Origin of the sequence: Legionella geestiana (genome assembly GCF_004571195.1) — a bacterium.
Lineage (GTDB): Bacteria > Pseudomonadota > Gammaproteobacteria > Legionellales > Legionellaceae > Legionella_B > Legionella_B geestiana.
Map to the genome: position 1 here is coordinate 786152 of NZ_CP038271.1, position 21685 is coordinate 807836.

The following is a 21685-nucleotide window of genomic DNA, read 5'->3' on the forward strand; positions in this document are numbered from 1 at the left end:
CGTCTGGTACAACGCCCCCCACATAATGCTCTCTTAACAATCGTGGTGCTACACTTAAAGACATATACGCTTGAATATAGACTGATTAAATGAATATCCCTGATAGTTTTTACTACACACTGCCGCAGGGGAAAAAACGCTATTCCCGCACTTTCGTGCCCGGAAGTCGCTTTGATGTGAGTCGCTGGTTTCGCAATGCAGCGGCTTTTGAGCTGCCCGCACCTGCAAGGCGAAAAGCGCCCAAAACACTCATTCTGGCAGACTGGCGCCTGCCCTTTATGAAGATAAATGACAAGGTAAAGCTTGCGGAATTGCTTCAGGCACTGATGGAAAAGGGATTTCAGGTGTTGCTCTGGCGTGAAAATGACAGCCCCATTCCACTTGACTCAAGCACTCTCTGGCGTATTCATAATGCATTTGAGCGCCGCTTATACTGTCCTGTCCCTGAAGACATACATGCCGCCGCCACAAAAGCACTCAAATGCCCTCCAGATGCGCTCATGGTGCTGGATGATGTTCAACTCTACCAGCTTGAAGCTGCTCCCGAAGCGCCTCTTATTCGGCATGTTAGAGCGGAATATGCTGTAAATATTGATATTCTTGACTTTTTTTTAGCTGACAGAGAGCACTCCCATAAAGACAAATTTATCCACTGGTTAAAGGCTTCCAAATGGCCTGCCTTGATGGTTTTTCATGCGAGCATGGACGAGCAGGAGAAAGAAACGCTCACTGCTGATTTTAAGCTTCCCTCTTTAACCAAGGGCGACACGTTTAATTGCAGAAATGCTGACGCTCAGGATGGAAAGGTATTCCATGTGACCAAAACAACGGATGGTATTGACTTCAGTGGCAGTCAAGTGGGGGATTATCCAAAATTATCGGCGCCATTAATTCACGTAATCTCTGAAAAGGAGGAGCTAAAAGGTTTTCGAGACCTGCCGGCTGATGAAATCCGTGCATTGATTAAGCAAAGCACGACAATCAGATGCAAGGATGCTTTAGAGATTTATCAGATACTGAGTGAGGCTGAAACGCTGTCGCGCCTGCAATCATTATGGTGCCATAACAATTACCTGGAGCTTTTACATCGCGCCCCAGGTCTCAGGCTCCTCGAAGTCAGAGAGCTCGAAACTCCTGAGTCCTGGCCAAAACTACCGGTGCTTGAATCCTTAAAAATCATGCATAAAAGCGCCTCAATAAACCTGCCGAATCTCGCCCGGTTAACCCCTGATCTTCGCGCTCTCGAAATCGGGAGCGGAGCTCAACATTCATTCGTATCCAAACATCTGCCACCATCTCTCGAATACCTCTCTCTACCCGAGGATGGCGTTCAGTTAAGGCCTCTCTATAAGACTCTGCCAAACCTCAGGCATTTAATCATTAAATCTGAGTATTCGCTTAATACGTTTCTTAATTATCCCTCCAGCAAAAAACTTCCCAGCCTCAAGAAATTGGAGCTTGACATCATAAAGATGGTGCTGAAAGAAATCGCCCCATTGAATTTAAAGTGTTTTAGGATGTTCCTTAACGACTTTCCGAACCTTGATACACTGATAATAAGCTATCCAGCGGAAATGATTGGACTCAATCTCGCGCATGTCACCAATGATACCGTAGAAACCCTTATACTTAAGAAAGTAAAGCTCATGGCTTCTGAAATGCTTCCAGAGATGATTCAAAATTTCAAGAAGCTGAAGGTTCTTGACTTGCGCGAATGCATAGAGCTTAAACACCATCGCCTTACACGCGAGATGTTCCCACCTCACCTCACGGTCTACCTTCCTGAAAATCACCTCGAAAAGTGGCCATGGGAGAATAGCGCATCGCATCATCAGGCGGCCAGCTCAACTTCTGTGACACGTCAGCCCGTTCCTCCACCGGCCTCTCCACCGGCTCACACACTGGACAAACTCCTGGACCTGGCACCACCTGACCCCGATGAGCACTTCGTCTTCAACGACCCAAACCCCTCGCAGGCGCAAGCCTCCATTACTCAGCGTCTTGGGCAATACCTGAGCCTTAAAAAGCGGCATGCCAGTGTGATTCCAAAGCTTCAAAAAGGGATGTGCGCCGCATTGGCATCCGCTTTTCTGGAGCGGCCACATGAATGGAACGCGCTGTTGCAGCGCGTCATTCTCTGGAATGGCGAGGGACATACGCTGACGGAAGCGCAGGAAGCGGATTTTGAGTATCTTTTTACGTGTTTTCAGCGCAGGTATCTGGATAAAGAGCGCATGCAGGCGCCGACACATTACCTCGGGGACGCGCTTAAGTCTTTTTTAAGCGCGAATAAAAAGGCCTGTGAATTCAGCAACAGCTGGCACCAGATTGCCATCTGCCCATCGGGTGATGACTGGATGTTCTATGACCCTAATCATCCCGAGGGTGCGGTATGCATACGTAAAAATGCGCTGGCAAGCGCCATTGGCCGCGCGCTGGGTAACCTTGTGGCCACCACCGCGACCGTTAATCTTAAGTCTGCACAGATTCAAAAACCGGAAGCTTTTTTGCGGGAAGGCGGCCTGCTGCGCCTTGCCCATGACCCGTGGCTCTGGCACGATTATCAGCACCGGTTTAAACGCCACCGCTTCAGCGCCGAGAGCCTCCATGGGTTGCTGCTGCGCGACAACGAAGGCCTTCCCGCGTGGTTTCGCGCATGGGAAGCGCTTGATTTAAAGTCTTTTGTTCAAACACTGTTGAAAGCTTTTCTTAAAAACCCCAACCATCACGCGCTCTTTGCCAAAAGTCTTGAGCACCTGAGTGGCCTGCAGCGCACGGATGTCAACGCCTGGCTGAAATCGCAGGGCCTCACTTCCCCAATGCTTCAAGCCGCCCCCAAAGCCCGAAACCCCTGGCTATCTACTTTTAAGACGTGGACGCCTGAAGAAACGTTTTTTCAAACGCGCGAGGCTTTTTGCCAGCACCATCTGCGAGGGGCGGGCGAGAACCGTCTGCTGCGCCTTGAGAGCGATGCTACACTCGATGCCACAGCACTCGCACTCCAAAAACACTGCCTCGATACCGGAAGGCCATTTTTTTATCTCCATGCCCCTGAAGACCTCGCCTGTGATATCACAAGCTTTAAACGCGACAGTGAAGGCCGTGGCATCCCTGTAGCCCCGCCCTCCGGCCGGCTGCATGATTTTCTTACCCGACACGCCAGCGACAACCCGGTGATTATCGTCAATTATTCAGCCTTTGAAGTGGATGACCTCGTGCGCACCAATGCCCTGCTCGACACGGTTCGGCGGGTGGATAATACGCCGGTGCCCGCTAATGCGCTGGTGATTGGGCTTATCAACGACCATGACCCGGAATGCTACCGGGGCGCTGATTTTTATTCGCGTTTTCACCACGCTGAAACCGTCACCTTAAGCCTCGATACCCTGAATCACGGCTTGCCCGAACTCAACAGCGCAGAAGCCCGTGCCGAAGACATGGCAGAGGTCCTGCCGTTGTATCACGCCAATGACTGGAAAGAGCGCCTGCTTGGGCAGTGGGTGTATTCCGAGGGCGTGTTCCACTGGCAGGAAGGCCTGCTGCCCCGGACATCTGCTCCTCTGACCCGACTGGTTATTGGCCAGGGGCTCTGGAATGACCGCGAATTTATCAACTTCTGGCGCGAAGTGCGGCTTCATGGCGGCGTCTGGCATGAGGGGGAGTTTCGTCCCATTGCGAAGGAGGTTACCCTCCTGCGCGTGGACCACTATCCGTGGGAGCAGTATCGCGCACACGTTATTTCCACAGGAACAATCCCGCCCGCCGAATGTCACGTTCTAAACCCCGCCTGCCTGCATGCCTTCATGCAGGGTGTAGTGGTTGAAAACGCCACACTTAAAAACGTTCCCGGCCTCATCGAACGGTTCAGCGGCGGCACGCTCCCGGTGTATCTGACGACCGAGCTTGATGACGACAACATTGCCATGCTCGCGGATATGTGCGCAAAACATCATGTTACGCTCGATGTTTTAGCCGCGGATGGCATTCGCCTGCCTGAGGCGTTAAATCTTACGCTGCAGCACACCGCTCACAGTGAAAGCCCGTGGTCGCGCGAAACCCCGCCACAGGCCCTAACCATTATCTGCAGCCTTGACCCTGACACCACTGAAGCCATGATGCATCTGCCAGAGGGCATACGTATCCTCGATATTTCTGAATGCACCATTGATGATTTGCTGGAACGCCTGCAGGTTTTAAGCCACGGAAACACAATACCCGCTTTCGCGTTACAGCATGGAGGGCTGTTAAGCGCACCAGATGATGTTCTCCTGAAAGGCACCCCGCCTAAAGCCCTTCTGGAAGCACTGACGCCAGCGCTGCTTAAACACAGAGGCCCCAACCGCATCACGCTGATTCTGACAGAACCCATGAGCGGACTGCCGTACTTTACGCATGCCCCTACGGCTGAGGACAAGCTGCAGTTCCTGCCACAGGCAACGTCCCTTGAGCCTCAGCTTCTGTTGGATGAACCGCTCGCAACGCTCAAGGCACGCACCACATCCCCCGACATTAACGCCCCCTTTATCGGATTAACCACGTCTGTAGCCGTACCTCAACTGCCGCCTTTTCACGAGCGTGCGAGCGCCCGGCCAGCGGCTGAAGTGGACAACGAGCGGCGCAGGCTTATCGAGGATGTCCTTGACCGTTCACCGTTCGTTTTTATCGCAGGCCTCTCCGGCGTTGGAAAGTCGACATTTATTCGCAAGGGCCTGACAAACGCACCTGTCCACCACGGAATTGCAGCACTCTCGCGCTGGGCCACGGATGAAACGCCTGGGCGCAAAATTCTTTTTATTGACGAGGCCAACCTGCAAAACACCGACTGGAGCCTTTTTGAAGGGCTCTTTGCCCATCCACCGGGCGTTTTGTTTGAGGGGATTTTTTATCCGCTGACGCCAGAGCATAAGGTCATTTTTGCCGGAAATCCGCTTCAGTATAAAGGCGAGCGCAACCTGCCGACACTGTTCAAACGCCACGGCAACAGCGTAGTCTTTGACCCGCTGCCGCCGGATTATATATACGAGAACATTCTTCGAGGGATAGTGGAAGCTCCCCATATCAATGCGCCTTTCATGGATGTCTACAGCGAACTCGTAGCCTGTTCTCTCACGGACATTCTCATCACGCCGCGTGAGCTCGAAATGATGGCGCATTTAACGGCTGCGTATTGTACTCGCCATCCAGAGTCCGACCCACACATCGTTGCACGCCATTATGCTTTTAAAATAGCGCAGCCCCTGGTGCCTGAGTCTCATCAGAATGATTTTATCACCCGGTTTAAGACTGAGCTTCCAGTACCTGATGCTCTGCCACAGCTTCAAAACATTATCCTGACACCTTCGCGCGAGCCGCTTTGCCACACACTGTGTGAACTGCTTGAAGTTCGGGAATGGCGGCAAAGACAAACGAATGACGCGCAGCGCTTCGGCGGTCTTGGCGCACTTGTGACAGAAGGGCCGCCTGGTGTTGGAAAATCCGAACTGGTACTTAACACCCTTATCGCCCGCGGTTATGAAGAGCTTCATGACCTGAACGCCCCCTTTACGCCTGAGACCCGGACGTTTGTGCGCCTGCCCGCAAACCTCTCCTTAAGCGAAAAACTCAATGTGCTCAATAAGGCCTTTCAAAACGGCATTGTCGTTATCGCCGATGAAATCAACAGCTCCCCCATGCTGGAAGAACACCTGAATGACCTCCTCATGGGACTTGGACCCGATAAAAATCGCCCGCCCCACCCGGGCTTTCTCCTTATTGGTACTCAAAATCCGGCCAATATGGGCGGCAGACTTGAGGCAAGCCCCGCACTGAAGCACCGACAGATTCAGATAACGCTCGATGAGTATCCCAGAGAGGAGGTCCACGCCATCCTTCAAGGGCGCGGGCTTGCCGATGACGTTGTTATTGAAATGACAGATGCATGGTTGCGGCGGCGTAATGAAGCGCTTGCCATGCAGGCAACACCCCTTCCCTCTTTTCGTGATTTAATGAATGCGGTTAATACGCAAGCACGCGCAAGCGCATCTACACAAAGCAACACCCGCTCTTGCATGGCAGCGGCTGCTGCGTCAACATCCGCTCTATTGCCTGTCAGTGCCTTGAGTGAACTCGAGAAACTGCAGGCCTGCGTCAGTAATGCTGTCCGAATGTACAGGGCATTTCATCAATCCAGGGGTAAAACCGCGCAAACTGACCGAAATTTTGGCCCCGGCTGCCTGACGTTTTTTGGCCTGCGCCACACCCAAAGGGGGATTCAGGACGCTGAGCGCCTGCTTCGAAAGATAGAAAATGCAACTAATTTTGACAGTGCCCGGGCGCTTCTTGATAAATTCATGGAAAAATACCGTACCGGCAGACACACGCACTCCCTTTCAAGCTACCTGATGGATGAACTTCAAAAAGCCTTTGTCGAGTCTAGAGAATTGCAGGAAAAATACTCAAGCACAGACTGGCAAAACCTCAAGACACGACTGTAGCGGCAAATTAATCAGATATCGAGATTGAACAGATGAGAGCCAGGCTTTAGGGTCTTATATGTTATCGAGCGGCGTGTAAAACCCCGTCCTTTCCGGGCGGGGATTATGTTTTCCGATTTTGGAAACACATCGCTTTTTATCAGCTGGACAGCCGCGACCGGCGTTCCCCTGAAGTCAGCCGGAATAACCCGGCTGACACATGCAATGCTTGTGCCCTGTGTACGGGACATTTTTTCCGCGCCGGGGATTTACGTGTATTTTTGTACCGTGACCAGGTTGAATCGTTCCATGCGTTGGCTCCGTGCCACATCCCGAATGGGTCCACGCCTGCGCGGGGAAGACAGTGTGGGAGAGATTTTGGCCCCTGCACACAACCCGAATCCTGTCATTCCCGCGCCGGCGGGAACCCATCCATGTGCCGGCACGGGGCTGACTCCAGCATGAGCTCCGGGAAGACAACGATTTTTTGTCCCGTACACAGGCTTGTGCCTCATTATTCCATTGAAACCAGATGAAAGTTGTTTGGAAGTGAGGTGCCCTTTACCCGAAATTCCAGTCTACTATCACCTGAAAAACATTCGATGCGATTTTTATATCCGGATTTTTTAGGTGTGCCATCAGCCTTCATGGGCCAAAAATTGCTGTATATCCACCAGTTATTGTTCGCTCCAGAATGTCCCTGGCCAATAATGATATTATTACAAACATATTCTCCGATTTTTAACTGGCCCATAAAAGCAAAATTCAGTTTTTCAGGGGCGCTTGCAAGGCCGAGACCGGCAAGGGTAGCGTACACTTTTCCTTTATTGTAACCTTTCATAATCGCCGTTTGTTGATTATTTGCCCAATTTGCAACATGGGTATTGTTTTTTCTGGGAGCCGTAACGGTGATTTTTGCATCAGTGTAATACCAATCTCCGGTCCGCCCGTCATAAAATGAGCCTTGACGGTAATATGACGTAACCCCCATCCAGGTATTCATCGGATACACGGAATAAGGCTCGAAAGTCTGATTATAGGTATCTTGCACAACGGACTCTGACGCCAGAATAAATTCGATAGGCATGGCATCAAATGGGATTCTCTCAATCATGCTCAAAACCAGATTGTTCTCATGGATAATTGGCGTTGCATAGGTTGCCATCGGCAACGTCATCAGTAACAGTGATTTTTTCAGCATGAGCTACCCCTTCATGTTTTTTGCTTGTTAAAGCGCCAAAATAGTACAGTTTGTAATCTAGCTTGTCAATGACGGAGACATGACCTGTTATTTCAAAAAAAAATCCACCTCCCTCTTGAAAGAAAAATTATTGGCCATATTGATTCAAATAATATCGTTTAATGGGTCGAGGGCTTTTGCCCATAGTCCAGGAACGAGACTTTACATCATATCCAATTTTTGCTCCATCCCGCTTCGTGGCAACAGCCTCTAAATTCCAGCGCCTGCATGACATCGTAAAAGTTCTGTACTATAACTTTAAAAAGAGCCTAAAACTCACCTGCCAGAAGCGGCTTTGGAGTATACACTGGATGTCTACCTTTAGTCTGACTTTTATCGGTACCGGTTCTGCGTTTACGGTGTATACCGATAATTTCCATTCCAACATGCTGCTTCGCCATGAAGACAGCGGCGAATCGCTGCTGATAGACTGTGGCTCGGATGCACGACATGCCCTTGCGGCACTTGGTGTCTCCCATCGTGACATCGGCAGTGTGTACGTCAGCCACCTCCATGCCGACCACGCCGGTGGCATGGAGTGGCTTGCGCTGACCCGCCGTTTTGACGAAACCTGTGACAGACCGGTTTTTTATGCCCACCCGGAGATTTTAAAATCCATCTGGGCCGAGACACTGCGCGGGGGGCTTTCAACACTTGCAGGCGTGCGCGCAGAACTTAAAAGCTTTTTTAAACCAATGCCTGCTGATGCGAGCGGCGTGTTTTACTGGGAGAACGTTCGCTTTTTAACCGTGCAAACCCTGCACACGCTAAACAACGACTGCCTGATGCCAACCTTTGGTCTGTTTTTTACACTCGGCAAAACCACCATTCTCATTACCACTGACACACGCTTTTGTACCGATGTGCTTGGAGATTACTACCGACGGGCCGACATCATTTTTCACGACTGTGAAACCCAGGCCCGCCCCTCAGGCGTACACTCGCACTACAATGAACTCCTCACGCTTCCCGCGGAAATTCGCGCCAAAATGTGGCTCTACCACTATAACGGCTCAGATTTGCCGAATGCCAAAGCCGCGGGCTTCGCTGGATTTGTAAAACGGGGCCAGACCTTTCGCTTTGAATCTTAAGCCTGCACTTTAGGGTCTGTTGACAATTGGTGACACGGCTGCAAACCACGTCAATTTGTCCAAATTTAACCTTGAGTTCGTTAAATAGAGCCGGCTATTCGCCTCACTCAAGATAAAATTTGGCCTAAATTGACGTGATTTTCGCTTCGCACCACCAAATGTCAACAGACCCTGGTGCCTTTCACCTCAGAACGCAAAGCCTGCCACTGGTAAAGTGGTGACATTTCAGGGTTCACCATGGCTTCAACCGGCAGATAAAAAGTCTGCTCAAGGAGATGCTGCCCGTCCAGTGCGGCATGCGATACGCTGTCGGTAAACACTATCCAGGTGCTCTGCGCCGGGAATTCGATGCGCTGTTTGCGCACACGTGCCTGATACCCATTATCAAGCTTCATTGCATCATGGAGGTGCAGCATGTAATGATCATAGGCGCTGCGCCGGGTTTTAGTGGCGCGCACAAGGTGGAGCATGCGTGCACGCAGCGGACTGTAAGACGGGATACGCTCAGAAAACTCTGCAAGAACCTCGGCGAACGGTTCACCAAGATGCCATACCCGCGGGAGATTCTCCGGGTTAATGTTGCAAAATACGCGTAAAATTCGCAGTCCATTAACCGGGGTCGCCGGAAAGGCATCGACATGCAGGCGGGTATCGTCCTTGCGTTCTGAACTGGTACGCCCCTGAATACGGGCGGGGCGAAAACTGGTGCGCCCCCAGCGCAGCGCATGCAGGTAATCCGGCAGAGCATCGGCTACAAGGTCGTGGGCAAAATCTGCGAAGCGCTGCATGAACGCCTGCAGTCTTGCGGCCTGCTCCGGGCTCATGTGTTTACGGTCAAAGCCGCCTAAGCGTTTACGCTCAGAGTTATAACTCACATTTTTATGCCGGCCATCAAGGATGTCGGGCGTCAGCAGTTCACTTTTTTCACTGCTTGAGAGGCTCAGGCTGTACTCCGGGAAATACAGCACGCTTCCGGCTTCCAGTGCCGCAGCGCGTTTTGCACCGTCTTCGTGCCGCAGGCAGTCCGCGTCCAGAGTGTAGAGAGAGTGTTCCATGATGACTCCTGCAATCGTTAAGGTCACCATGGTGCCATAAACGCCTAAGCTGCTACAATAACCCTCATCTCTTTATCAATCATCCTACATTATGACTCGAATCCTGCTTGCGCAAATCAATCCACTGGTCGGCGCGATTGCCGCCAACACAGAAGCGATGCTTGCTGTTATCGCCCAATATGGCGAATCGCATGACCTCATCGTTTTCCCGGAACTTGCTCTTACCGGCTACCCGCCTGAAGACCTGCTTTTTCGTGATACTTTTTTCAGCCGCACAGAAAGCGCGCTGGATACCCTTGCTAAAGCCTGCACACACACACATGTCCTCGTTGGGCATCCGCGGCGCGAGGGGCGGGAGTGCTTTAACAGCGCCACGCTTCTCGGAAACGGCAAGCGACTTGGGCATTATGACAAGCAGCACCTGCCGAATGACGGCGTATTCGATGAAAAGCGCTATTTCACCCCAGGCGCTGATACGCCTTTTGTCTTCACGCTTGGAACGCACCGCGTGGGCGTCTGTATTTGTGAAGATTTCTGGCAGAAACAACCGGTCGCGCGACTCGTTGAAAAAGGCATCGATACCCTTGTCTGCATAAACGCCTCCCCCTTTGATACCCAAAAACACGCCAAACGCCTTGCGCTGGCACGTGAGCATGCCGCACACGCCATCAACGTTCTCTATGTCAATCTTGCCGGAGGGCAGGACGAACTGGTCTTTGATGGCCAGAGCTTCTCCATGAATAAAGAAGGTTTAATTCTCGCGCACGCCCCGGCTTTTGCCACTGACTGCCTGTCGCTGACGCTTGGAAAAAATGGCTTTGAAGGCACATGTGTTCCAGCACTTGATACCGAGGCCTGTCTGTATGAGGCACTGAAGTGCGGGCTTCGCGATTATGTGGAGAAAAACCGCTTCCCCGGGGTGTTGCTTGGCCTCTCAGGCGGCATTGACTCTGCCCTCACGCTTGCCATTGCGGTAGATGCGCTGGGCAAGGGGCGGGTACATGCGGTTATCATGCCCTCGCGCCATACGGCTGAAATGAGCATTGAAGATGCCATTCTCGAAGCGGATGCGCTGGGCTGCCGGTATACTATCCTGCCCATTGAACCCGCTTTTGTGACGCTTACGGAAACCCTCGCGCCGGCTTTTATCGGTAAGCAGGTGGACATCACTGAGGAAAACCTGCAGGCGCGTATTCGCGGGGTATTACTGATGGCGCTATCCAACAAGTCCGGTAACATGGTGCTCGTTACCAGCAACAAAAGTGAGACAGCGGTGGGGTATGCCACGCTCTATGGCGATATGGCCGGAGGGTTTGCCCCCTTGAAGGATGTCTGTAAAACAGAAGTTTATGCGCTTGCCGCCTTTCGTAACCGCATCAGTCAGGTAATTCCTGAACGCGTCATCACCCGCGCCCCTTCAGCCGAACTCGCCCCCAATCAGACCGACCAGGATTCTCTGCCTGATTATCCGCTGCTCGATGCGATTCTCAAAGCCCATGTCGAGGAAAACGCATCGATTGAAACGCTGATTGCACGCGGTTTTCCTGCTGAAGACGTCGAGCACGTAGTGCGCCTCATTGCGCGCAACGAATACAAGCGCCGCCAGAGCGCGCCCGGCGTGCGAGTCAGTCCACGCGCCTTTGGACGCGACTGGCGCTACCCCATTACCTGCGGATTTTGAGGGTCCTCTGATGCTGCAGGTGCTGGTTCAGCCATTGAAGGCACGCTTGCCGCACGCTTGCCAAAAAGCCTCAGTACCGAGCTGTACTTCGGGTTTGTGTTTATCTGCAGTGTGCCCGGTACAGGTCGGTTAATGGTGCTGATGGCGCGCTCAAGAAGCACCTTTCGGACCGCGCTGAAACGCTCATCATCAGGCATCAGCCTGCCTGGAAGCTCCCTGTCTGCGCGGCGGTGCCCAAAATGCGCGGTCACTCCTGCAAATTTCTCAAGATTAATGCGCCCTGTGGTTTTAGGCGTGCATTGCGCTGGCTCAAATCCTTCCAATGCCACTTTCAGCTGCGTGAGCATCGCATCGGATATGCGTCCATCGGGCGTCCAGGACGCAACTACCGCCTGGGCCTCAGGGCACTGACTCCAGTCAAGGCGCACTACCTGACGCGCGCCGGTAGGTGTGCGCTCGTGGGTCGCACAGTAGAGATTTCGCGCCATTCCTACTATAAACGTTTTGGGGGGGAAATCATGGGGCGTATGTTCGTTAAAATCTTCCACCACATAACAGACTGAATGCACAGGCTGGGCACGCTGCTCCCCTTCAGGGATGGCATTGCGCAGTTTTTTAAAGCTCTCGCGCGATACCTCGCGGGGCAGGCAGTTTTCAAGACCTGCGAGCACTTCATCGAAGGCATTCCAGGGGGTGCTTTCAGCCACCGGGCTTGATGCGCCTTCGTGCGTTCGGTGCAGCAGCCTGAACGCCCCGTCGACTCTTACATAGAGTTCCCAGCGTCCGGGAATGCCATTGACTACGCTTCGCGTTAAAAAGTGATAGCCGTCACGCTGATGCAGGCGGGAAATTTTCTCCATACTGCCCACAAGAATCAATGGAATGCCGCCCTGGCTTCTTGCAACTACGTTTTCCGCAAGCGCGCGGCGTGCGGCGCAGACGGGCTCGCCTCTTGTATCTACGGTCATAAGGAAGCTCTTAAAGATTGCCTGCTCCCGTTCGTTGAGCTTCGGGTGTGCCTTAAGCCATTCTTGTGCTTCGCTCGAGAGCGTAATTTCGCGCTGACCACCGATTGAGTCACGCCACACGAGTCTGGCATTTTCGCCCTCTCCACTGAGTATGAAGAGCGCCGGTGCACTCAGGGGTTCGTCCGTCGCGGGGTTAACCTGCAGCACGGTCGCCTCGAGCAGGCTTTCAATAGAGTGAGTCGCATACGCTGCCAGCACCTGCGGACTCAGTTCATTGAGCACCGCTGCACTGGATGAAGATGAAGAAGATGATGATGAAGCGGACGTACTGGCAGTCGGCAGCTTAAACGGTGGCAGGGATACCGCGCCACCGGATGCCGTATACCAGGTGAGCGCATAACTCCCATTTTTTGGGGTCTCCTTGTGGACAATCCATACCTCCGGGTATCGAACCGCCTGCTCTTTCGCAACCTCAGCGCTGTCACAAAAGCGTGTTTTTGCGTCCCGAGATGTCAAGGCGGCTGACAAAGACGCCCGGGCTTCCTGATGCTTTGAAGCGCTGATGGATGCCTGCAGGCTGCTTCGTTCCTCGCTGACCCGGGCTTTAAAGAGTTTCTGCTCACGGATTGAGGCCTGGAGCTGGTTCACAAGAACGGTGCGAAAATCATTTTGACTGTTAGTAACGGCCTCCACCGTTAGAGGCTGATACTCTGGCATGCACTTCGCAAGTGCCACGACCAGTGTCGTATTCACGGATGTCGTTTCCCAGCCGCCCTCACGAAAAACTTCGAGAAAAGCCTGCAGGCGAATGAGAGGCGTGTCTTTGACGGCATCCAGCCGCTCGGCGGCTCCGCTGATGTCCGCGGCGCGGACGCGGTATCCAAAGAGCGCGGAGAGTCTCGCCCATACTCCATCCGAGTATTGCATCTTTACAGTCTGTAATGCTTTTAATACAGCTTCGGCACGGGCCGGATCGATAATGAATGCGGCAATTTTTTCGCCAAAGCCTGTAATGTTGGCAGTCACAGACTGCAATACCCGGGGTCCTGGCATAAACATGCTCCTTGTCGTAAATGCACCAGTCGATGAAAAGATAGTAGCAGGTGAATGGATTTCCCGCTTGCAAAATCAGATCAACACGTTAACATGGGAGTGCATTGGATTACCATGAGGGATTTCATGAAGAGAGCCTTTTTGCCCGCCCTGTTGCTGGCAAGCGGTGTCGCGCTCGGCGCAACGCCTGTAGATGGATGGTATGCCGGCGCCTTTGGCGGCTTTGCGTGGCTTCCCAAAAACATTGACAAAACCGTTGACGACTTAACCTTCGACAACGCGTCCTATAAAGGCGGCTATGATGCTGGCGGGCGCATCGGTTACAAACGCTATCCGCTGCGCTATGAAGGCGAAGTCACATGGATTAGTGCAAAAATCAATGATTACGCCATCAACGGTGTCCGTCAGCAGGGGGCAGTGGGACAAAACAATACACTGCTCGCCATGGCAAACATTTACTACGATTTTCCCCCTGTCGTTCCCGCAGTATCGCCGCTTCTGGGGCTTGGTATCGGGTATGCCTTTGTTGATACGAGCATTGAAGCCTTCGGCCCGGTTCTGCGCTCAAGCTTCAACACAAACGCCAGTGCGTTTGCCGTTCAGGGCATTGCGGGACTGACTTACAATTTTGCAGAAAACTATGCGCTTGACCTGAGCTACCGGTATGTCGGTACTACCCGTATCGGTGACAACGGGCGCATGTATCAGGCAAACCTTGGTAATGCCGGAATTGTCTATCGTTTTGACGAAGCAAGCTATAAGTAAGGAAGGACACCATGAATTACCGTATAAGGACTGCGGCACTCGGGCTGAGTCTTATCTGTTCGCAGGCAATGGCTGCAAACCCCGTTAACGGATTTTACGCAGGGCTGCTCGGCAACATCAACCACACCCCCAACCTTAATTTCACAGTCATAAGCCCCATCACCAATCTTCCCGTTAAAGCCAGTATCGATTATACCTCGGTTGGCGGTGGCGGCGCGCTGCAGCTTGGGTATCGCTGGTGTGACAACTGGCGCGCTGAAGTCGAAGGCGTCTTCCAGGGGAATACCATCAATCGACTGACGCTCGGCAACATCAGCCTCTCAAGCATTAAAAATAACCCGGGCTTTCACATCTACTCAAGCCACACATATTTCTATGGCGCGCTGGTGAATGGCTATTACGACTTTCTGACTGTTGGTGATGACAGCGTCTGGGGGCCCTATGTCGGTCTTGGACTTGGCTATGGCCTCGTACAAAACACGGTCAAGGTATACAACAATACCACACTGCTCTCCGGCAACCTTGGCGAGCGTAACAACAGTACCGCAGTTGCTCAAGGCATCATCGGCGCAAGCTATTTCGTGGATGACTTCACGACCATTGGCATGGATGTCCGCTATCTCGGCGGTAATAACATCAAGGCCATTGATTCGCGCTATCAGGTCGTATCGCTGAACTTCGTCCTCAACGCGAATTTTGACGGAGGAAGCGATTGATGCGCCGTACGGGTTTTATAGCACTTCTTCTTGGACTGAACGCGGGACTTGCCGCGGGCGCCACAGAAGCGCCCCACCTCATCGTACAGATTGTGGTGGATCAGCTTCGAGGAGATTTACTGCAACGTTACCAGAAAGAATTTTCGCCGGAAGGGTTTGGCTATCTGCTGAGTCACGGCGTTAACTTTCAAAACGCGGCTCACCCGCATGCCAACACCACGACCTGTGCCGGACATACCACCATTGCTACCGGCAGTTATCCGGCCTTTCACGGTATTGTGGCGAATGACTGGTATGACACCCGCTTGAAGCGTGAGGTCAACTGTGTAGAAGACACGGCCTCCCCGCTGCTTCAGAGTGCGCGCACCAAAGGCGATACGCCCGGGCGTTCACCGGCGCACATTCTTACCTCCACGACAAGCGATGAAATTGTGCTCGCAAACCGCGGACGTGCTTTTGGTGTTGCCTTTAAAGACCGTTCGGCCATCGCCCTTGGCGGGCATGCCGGCAAGGCCTTCTGGTTTGACCGCGACAATGGCGGCCTTGTTACCAGCACGCATTACTACCAAAGCTACCCCGAATGGGCGAATACCTGGAATGCAGGCTATCAGCCACAGGCAAAAACCTGGACACTTCTCATGGAAAAGTCCCGTTACCGAAATGCAGATGAACCCGCAGGTACGCCGGTGGACGCCGCTTTTGGTACGGGGTTTCCGCATCAGACTGGCAACCCGCAGGAGCCCGGGTTTCTCAAGCGTTTCGGGACCACGCCTTTTGCCGATGAACTGACAGCCGACATGGCAAAAACACTGCTCGTTGCCGAAAAGCTCGGTAAAACCCCGGGTAAAACCGATTATCTCGGCATCAGTTTTTCCGCCACCGATGCCATTGGCCATCAGTTTGGCCCCAACAGTCTCGAATCAGAAGATAACCTTCTGCACCTTGATAAAACCCTTGCACAGTTCCTTGCAACGCTTGACCGTGAGGTGGGGCTTCAGAATACGCTCATCATTTTAAGTGCGGACCACGGTGTCAGTAATTCACCGGATTACCTGCGCAGACATGGCATGAATGTGCGCAACCCCCTCGATGAGGAAGCGATTGCCGATGAAGTGCGCAAAACCCTGCAAGCCCGCTTTCAGCTGAAACCCGAGGCGCTGCAGGCGGTGTCACTTCCCTATGTGTATCTTGACCACGACCTGTTGCGGTCACAGGGTTTAGACGCTCAAAAAGTCAGCCGTACGCTCGCGCGTGCGCTCGAAAAAAGTGCTAAAGTCGATGCCTTCAGGGTCTATCCCCTGCTGCTGCCGGCAGCCACCGACTGGCTGAGCAAAAAGGTCGAACGCATGGGCTTTCCCGAGCGCAGCGGCGACCTGTACGTAGTTCCTCATCCACTGCAGTTACCGGAAGGACATAACCCCGATACCCATGGCACGCCCTGGCGCTATGACAGTTACGTACCGCTTTTGTTTGTGCACCCGTCTCTCCCGGTAAAACGCGTGTCGCGTCAGGTTTATACCACCGACATCGCCCCGACACTCTCAGCTCTCCTCGGAATAACACCTCCTTCTGGCAGTGTCGGTACACCGCTTGCTGAAGTGACCGCGGGTTTTATGCATCACTGATACTGCATTGGCTGTCACCCTGAGGTCGTGGGGTGATAGACATGTGCTTTACCAGTCGGATGGTTTTCATGCCTGCCAAAGAGACACATTCATCATCGGGCACGCAGACGGGCACGAAAACGTTCACGTGAAGGTACGCGCTAATGCGCGCTTTTATATTGCGGGATTGGGAGCCCTGTTTCCCGCATGAAAATCGGGTTCAGTATCACGCTCAACTACTAAAACAGTAATATCCTGAATTGCGCTGTAAAATTATAGAACAGCTCTTGTGCGACATTCACGTTGGTCAAGTCCAAAATTTGCTGTAAATTGCCATTGATTCGTTCCATTGAGCCTTGTTATTAATTAACCTTTTTATTTAGCTCCAATACATTGGATGTATTCTGCTGTTGCCCCTCCCACCATTCGTTAAATTCATCCATATCGAGGTACCTTCTTGCCTGCCATTGCTCATTAATTTCAGCGAGCAGTGCACCGAGCAGACGATGGACGGAAGCATCGTTGGGAAAGATTCTGATGACTCTTTCACGTCTCCTGAGTTCTTCGTTCAGTCGCTCCTGCATATTGGTGGTGCGGAAGCGTTTACGGTATTTGGCAGGAATGGCCATGATGGCCATGGCATCCTCAAAAGCCTCCTCAAGGCATGCTACGGCTTTGGGGACTTTTGACCCAAAGGCCTCAACAAATTCAATCAATCTGCGCCGCGCCTCCTGCATGTCAGGCGCCTGCAGGATGAGCTTGACCTGTTCAGCGACTTCCTTGCGATAGCGCAGCGAACAATGACCAAGTAAATTGCGCATTAAATGCACCTGACAGCGTTGCCATGTCGCGCCCTGAAAATGCTTGCGTATGGCCTCCACAAGACCGGCATGCTGGTTGGAAATTACGTAAATCACGCCCTTTAATCCCCGCTCTTTCAGCCAACGCAGGGTTTCATCCCAGGTAGCAAAGCTTTCGGTATCACCTATTTTCAGCCCCAAAACCTCACGGTAACCGTCTTCGCGGATACCCGATATCGACAGGGCTGCCCGGGAAACCACGCGGTCGCCATCACGGCTTTTAATAAACATCGCATCCACAATCACAAAGCGATAGTTAACCCCATCGAGGCGCCGTTCGTTAAAGGCGCGTATCCTCGCATCAAGGCTCACACACAGCTGGCTCACTGTCGATTTTGAGACGCTTACCCCGCAAAGCTCTTCCGTGATATGCGTGACCTTCCGCGTAGAAACCCCGTTGACTACCATTTCCAGCAACGCCAGAACAAAGGCCTGTTCACTGCGCTGGTAACGCTTGAAAATATCCGTCGAAAATGAGCCATCACGTGTTTGCGGTACCTGCAACGTAACCGGACCAACCCGTGTATACAGCTGGCGTGCCCGGTAGCCATTCCGATAACCGGCTCGTTCTTCGTTTCGCTCATACCGCCCGGCTACAAGGGTTTCTGTCGCCTGAGCCTCCAGTATCTGGTTCAACACGCTCTCAACCAGCTTCGCCAAACCACCCTGGCTTGTCAAAAGTTCTGGTATCAATTCCTGTCCAACGGTAATATTGTAGTCCGTCATCGCCAGCCTCCTCGGTTTTTATTGTTTTTAGACAACTCAATAGTACCGAATCCTGGCGTTGACGCCTCTACCTCAGCGTCGTTCCGAATTTACAGCATTTTACGGACTTAACCTTCAGATGCGTGGAAAACCAGCAGACTGGCTCAAAAGGCATACTGTAAAGAGCACGGGATAAGCTATGGTAGTTTTATCTACCAGCACAATCGTACCATGTATATGAAAAAGCTGGATTCAATCTTGTTGGAACTTATAACTCAAAAGGTAAACACTGGGAGTTCAGCAGCGATGGAGTATGTTTGATAGTTAAGAAGTTGTGTTCATAATCAGCCGCTGGCGCGAAATGCGTTTAACCCCTCTCCCCACAGGAGATAGGGGTTTTTCTGCGTATTGTTTGAACAAGAAGCTATATTATAGCTCTGATATCCCCTTCGTAAGCAGGATACAAATCCGAATCTGATTCCACTAGACGAGAGCCTTTTCCAAAAATACCAAATCGACCTGGAGTCATACTCAATAATGCGGGTATGGGGATATTTTCAAACACATTCACTTCCGGTACTTCCGACACTTCCGACACTTCCGACACTTCCGACACTTCCGACACTTCCGACACTTCCGACACTTCCGACACTTCCGACACTTCCGACACTTCCGACACTTCCGACACTTCCGACACTTCCGGTACTTCCGACACTTCCGGTACTTCCGACACTTCCGGTACTTCCGACACTTCCGGTACTTCCGACACTTCCGGTACTTCCGACACTTCCGGTACTTCCGACACTTCCGGTACTTCCGACACTTCCGGTACTTCCGACACTTCCGACACTTCCGGTACTTCCGACACTTCCGGTACTTCCGACACTTCCGACACTTCCGTCACTTCCGGTACAATAGGCTGAACCAACCAAGGGCGTACGCGCTCATAATACAAACTTTCCAAGGGTATTTCTTTATAAAGTTCCTGGGCATGTTCCAACGCATTACAAGTTCGCAAGACATCCCCGTAGAAGCAGGAAATCTTTGCATCATTTCTTATTTTAACCACAGTTACGACATGCTCAAATTTGTTAATATTAAGCAGTTCGTTAACAAAATTCTTAAATTCATGGTACGGCAATATATCACGCATCAGTGCCGAAAATAAAACCTGTACATCCTCGTTCTCATCCAAACAAGCAAGATCGGGAATCTTTACAAGCTCGGTCAAAAAATCAAGTGATTTACTCCAGTTATCAAAGTCAAAATGACCATACTCGTGAAACCACGCAATTTCAGAGGTAACATATTGACTTAGAGAGAGGAATGGTTCATAAAAGGATGGATACTTCGCAGGTTCCCATCGTCGATAACGATTATTACGTTCAGCATAATACGCCTCTTCTGCAGATTTCACAGGAAATAATGAAACTGTCAATCCCTTTGTTTTATACGAATAGTCAAATCGAATACTTCGAATCCTGGGTGAATCTTCAACCTTAATCAGGGCAAAAGCGTGATCTTCCCCCTCTTTTTTAAAGTGCTTCACTTTAACAATAGATAAGTTACTCATAGCTTGGACAACCTTACAGAATAAAGACAAATCGGGGGCGATACTATCTTAATTCATGCCGGATCGTCAATCTAAAGATCACTTTGCGTGTTTATTAATATATCGCTTTGTACATGACAAAAAATAAAATTCTGAAGTAACTCGCTGATAAATAATTAAAACCATATAATCTCGATCGCCAAAAGGAGGTTATATGGAATGTATCAACGAGTTGCAGGATAGTTTAAACGCGTATTTCAAGTGGAACAAGGCACGAATCAATTGTTTCATGTATATGTTACTTGGCCTGCTTACCACGAGGACTGTTAATTTAGCAAAAACTGGCCTGCGTGATGCCGGGAGACGGCAAGCAGTCATCAAGATACCCAAGAATACAGAGATTTTTCGCTCACTACGCACTTGATTATCAAAAAATTGCGGGATTTATATTCAGGTTATTTTTTGTTCAAGACGGCCAATGGTACCTCGCAATGGATAGAACCAACTGGCGCTGGGGAGATTCAGACATCAATATTCTGACCTTGGGTATTGTGTTTAAAGGAACATCGATTCCAATTTATTAGGAATTACTGAATAAGCGAGGCAATTCTGATACACGCGAGCGTATTGAACTGATGGAAAAGTTCATTGCTCAATTTGGCAAAGGATGTATCAAGGGATTGTTGGCTGACCGTGAGTTTGTTGGTAAACAATGGTTTAAATCCGACATTCCGCATTAAATTTATGAATAAAATCTCCAATAAGCCTTACCAAGCACATCAAGTATCAATACTGCTAACTTAATCACGCCACCGCCTCAATTTCCAAATAATCAGCCCGGGGTTTCTGCATTCTCGGGAATGCTTTTGGCCTACGTTTGACCACCCTTGGCTGGCTGGGCCTGTTTTGTTTTACAGTCTTTTTCGAAACCAGCGCTTTGAGAAGTGCCGTATAAACCTCTTGGTCAGATTCAGAGAGGGATCCAGCCTGCCGGAATGCAGATATCATCTGCAGTGCCAACTTAAAGCTCATTGAACGAGGGCTCTGGTTATACCTCATTGCTGCCTGCAGCATCATTTTCCTGACGAGGTTATACGCAAGAACATGCGCCCAGATCTCCTTTTTGACCATTTCTGGTGTCTTTCCGCGCAAAATGCCCATGCGCATCACTTCTTTGACAGAGCGAAGGTCAAGTTCCACAAACCATCGGAACCCATATAATTCACACAGGTCATCGATAGTCACATCCTTTGCATCGACCAATGTGGTCACCAAAACCATTGTTTTGTCACGAAACCCCGGATTGTGCAAGGTGACCCGGGTCTCGCGCACGGTTATTTTGGCGGGGAATCGGGAGTATTCTCTCATAGCAGAGATTATTCACGATATTCTTTTTATGCAAAATCGGTGAAATCACAGTTCAAAGCTTCATCAACCACGCATACATTCCAATTAACACCAAAAAAATCATTACCATCAAAACCTGAAATGCCCTTTACACCAACAGTAGACAAGCCTGCTCAGCCAGCACAATGCAAGCTCCCTACTCCGATTCCCTTTAAGGCCGCTCTACCAGCACCGGCTGCTCCTTGTCCGGCACCGGCTGCCCCTCGTCCGGCACCACCGCCAAGAAGGTAGGATCTATGATTGGGAGATGACTATTTGAAATTACCTCATTGATTGTGCACTTTATCTTACGGCGCTTATATCCTTGCCCTTGAAGGACGGAATTTTATGTGCCATTAGATAAATCAGGATGTAAGGTTGAGAAAATGATGACAGGCCAGGGCATGTCATCAATTAACCCTGTCTTAACGCTGCCAAATAGAAACGCATTTCGCCTTATTACTGAAATATATAGCAAAACTGATGTTGCTCATTATATCGACATGTGCTGAATATATTCTCATTAAGATATATTTTGTGTATTCTGCCTCTCAAGG

The 21685-nt window shown here is 51.1% G+C and carries 13 protein-coding genes; 7 read left to right on the forward strand and 6 right to left on the reverse strand.

The genetic code is table 11. The features are described 5' to 3' along the window. Positions 1-89: 89 nt before the first annotated feature. The gene (locus E4T54_RS03420) at positions 90-6473 is read left to right on the forward strand and encodes a P-loop NTPase family protein (RefSeq protein WP_028386620.1); all 6384 of its coding nucleotides are present in this window, start codon (positions 90-92) and stop codon (positions 6471-6473) included. Positions 6474-6966: 493 nt separating this feature from the next. Here the strand turns inward: E4T54_RS03420 and E4T54_RS03425 are convergent, their stop codons facing one another. Further along, positions 6967-7653, reverse strand: coding sequence for a hypothetical protein (locus E4T54_RS03425; protein WP_028386622.1), 687 nt, complete (start codon positions 7651-7653; stop codon positions 6967-6969). A 350-nt stretch (positions 7654-8003) separates the two neighbouring features. Between E4T54_RS03425 and E4T54_RS03430 the strand changes: the two genes are divergently transcribed. Next, positions 8004-8783, forward strand: coding sequence for an MBL fold metallo-hydrolase (locus E4T54_RS03430; RefSeq protein ID WP_035902489.1), 780 nt, complete (start codon positions 8004-8006; stop codon positions 8781-8783). A 161-nt stretch (positions 8784-8944) separates the two neighbouring features. On the opposite strand, the gene kdoO is transcribed toward E4T54_RS03430, so the two are convergent. Next, on the reverse strand, positions 8945-9838 hold the full coding sequence (gene kdoO / locus E4T54_RS03435; RefSeq protein WP_028386624.1) for a Kdo hydroxylase KdoO: 894 nt from the start codon (positions 9836-9838) through the stop codon (positions 8945-8947). A 91-nt stretch (positions 9839-9929) separates the two neighbouring features. Between kdoO and E4T54_RS03440 the strand changes: the two genes are divergently transcribed. Continuing rightward, on the forward strand, positions 9930-11519 hold the full coding sequence (locus E4T54_RS03440) for an NAD+ synthase (protein ID WP_035902502.1): 1590 nt from the start codon (positions 9930-9932) through the stop codon (positions 11517-11519). On the opposite strand, the gene E4T54_RS03445 is transcribed toward E4T54_RS03440, so the two are convergent. Beyond that, positions 11495-13540 (reverse strand): hypothetical protein, encoded by a 2046-nt coding sequence (locus E4T54_RS03445; protein ID WP_028386626.1) that lies wholly within the window; start codon positions 13538-13540, stop codon positions 11495-11497. The genes E4T54_RS03440 and E4T54_RS03445 overlap by 25 nt on opposite strands. 126 nt (positions 13541-13666) lie before the next feature. Between E4T54_RS03445 and E4T54_RS03450 the strand changes: the two genes are divergently transcribed. The 3 genes from E4T54_RS03450 to E4T54_RS03460 are packed head-to-tail and all read left to right on the forward strand — an operon-like array spanning position 13667 to position 16646. After that, positions 13667-14305: an outer membrane protein gene (locus E4T54_RS03450; protein WP_028386627.1), complete on the forward strand. Its 639-nt coding sequence runs from the start codon at positions 13667-13669 to the stop codon at positions 14303-14305. Positions 14306-14316: 11 nt separating this feature from the next. Then, positions 14317-15021, forward strand: a complete 705-nt coding sequence (locus E4T54_RS03455; RefSeq protein ID WP_028386628.1) for an outer membrane protein — start codon at positions 14317-14319, stop codon at positions 15019-15021. Beyond that, positions 15021-16646, forward strand: a complete 1626-nt coding sequence (locus E4T54_RS03460; RefSeq protein WP_028386629.1) for an alkaline phosphatase family protein — start codon at positions 15021-15023, stop codon at positions 16644-16646. The genes E4T54_RS03455 and E4T54_RS03460 overlap by 1 nt, the downstream gene beginning before the upstream one ends. A 341-nt stretch (positions 16647-16987) precedes the next feature. Here the strand turns inward: E4T54_RS03460 and E4T54_RS03465 are convergent, their stop codons facing one another. Next, a complete protein-coding gene (locus E4T54_RS03465; protein ID WP_115152809.1) occupies positions 16988-18211 on the reverse strand; it encodes an IS256 family transposase in 1224 nt (407 codons plus the stop codon). 138 nt (positions 18212-18349) lie between these two features. On the opposite strand from E4T54_RS03465, the gene E4T54_RS12175 reads away from it, so the two are divergent. Next, complete coding sequence (locus tag E4T54_RS12175) at positions 18350-18511, forward strand: hypothetical protein (protein WP_425324517.1); 162 nt, start codon at positions 18350-18352, stop codon at positions 18509-18511. A gap of 103 nt (positions 18512-18614) precedes the next feature. Here E4T54_RS12175 and E4T54_RS12065 read toward each other — a convergent pair whose 3' ends face one another. Further along, complete coding sequence (locus E4T54_RS12065) at positions 18615-19763, reverse strand: hypothetical protein (RefSeq protein ID WP_209308221.1); 1149 nt, start codon at positions 19761-19763, stop codon at positions 18615-18617. Positions 19764-20546: 783 nt separating this feature from the next. Continuing rightward, positions 20547-21074 carry a transposase gene (locus tag E4T54_RS03480; protein WP_162150891.1) on the reverse strand — a complete coding sequence of 176 codons (528 nt, stop codon included), beginning with the start codon at positions 21072-21074 and terminating at the stop codon, positions 20547-20549. Positions 21075-21685 lie beyond the last annotated feature (611 nt).

Bases quoted from the DNA above. Each gene is read 5' to 3' on its own strand.
- E4T54_RS03455 (WP_028386628.1), top strand. From the start codon at position 14,317: ATGAATTACCGTATAAGGACTGCGGCACTCGGGCTGAGTCTTATCTGT.
- E4T54_RS03450 (WP_028386627.1), top strand. From the start codon at position 13,667: ATGAAGAGAGCCTTTTTGCCCGCCCTGTTGCTGGCAAGCGGTGTCGCG.
- E4T54_RS03420 (WP_028386620.1), top strand. From the start codon at position 90: ATGAATATCCCTGATAGTTTTTACTACACACTGCCGCAGGGGAAAAAA.
- E4T54_RS03425 (WP_028386622.1), bottom strand. From the start codon at position 7,653: ATGCTGAAAAAATCACTGTTACTGATGACGTTGCCGATGGCAACCTAT.
- E4T54_RS03430 (WP_035902489.1), top strand. From the start codon at position 8,004: ATGTCTACCTTTAGTCTGACTTTTATCGGTACCGGTTCTGCGTTTACG.
- E4T54_RS03440 (WP_035902502.1), top strand. From the start codon at position 9,930: ATGACTCGAATCCTGCTTGCGCAAATCAATCCACTGGTCGGCGCGATT.
- E4T54_RS03460 (WP_028386629.1), top strand. From the start codon at position 15,021: ATGCGCCGTACGGGTTTTATAGCACTTCTTCTTGGACTGAACGCGGGA.
- E4T54_RS03465 (WP_115152809.1), bottom strand. From the start codon at position 18,211: ATGACGGACTACAATATTACCGTTGGACAGGAATTGATACCAGAACTT.
- kdoO (WP_028386624.1), bottom strand. From the start codon at position 9,838: ATGGAACACTCTCTCTACACTCTGGACGCGGACTGCCTGCGGCACGAA.
- E4T54_RS03445 (WP_028386626.1), bottom strand. From the start codon at position 13,540: ATGCCAGGACCCCGGGTATTGCAGTCTGTGACTGCCAACATTACAGGC.
- E4T54_RS12065 (WP_209308221.1), bottom strand. From the start codon at position 19,763: ATGAGTAACTTATCTATTGTTAAAGTGAAGCACTTTAAAAAAGAGGGG.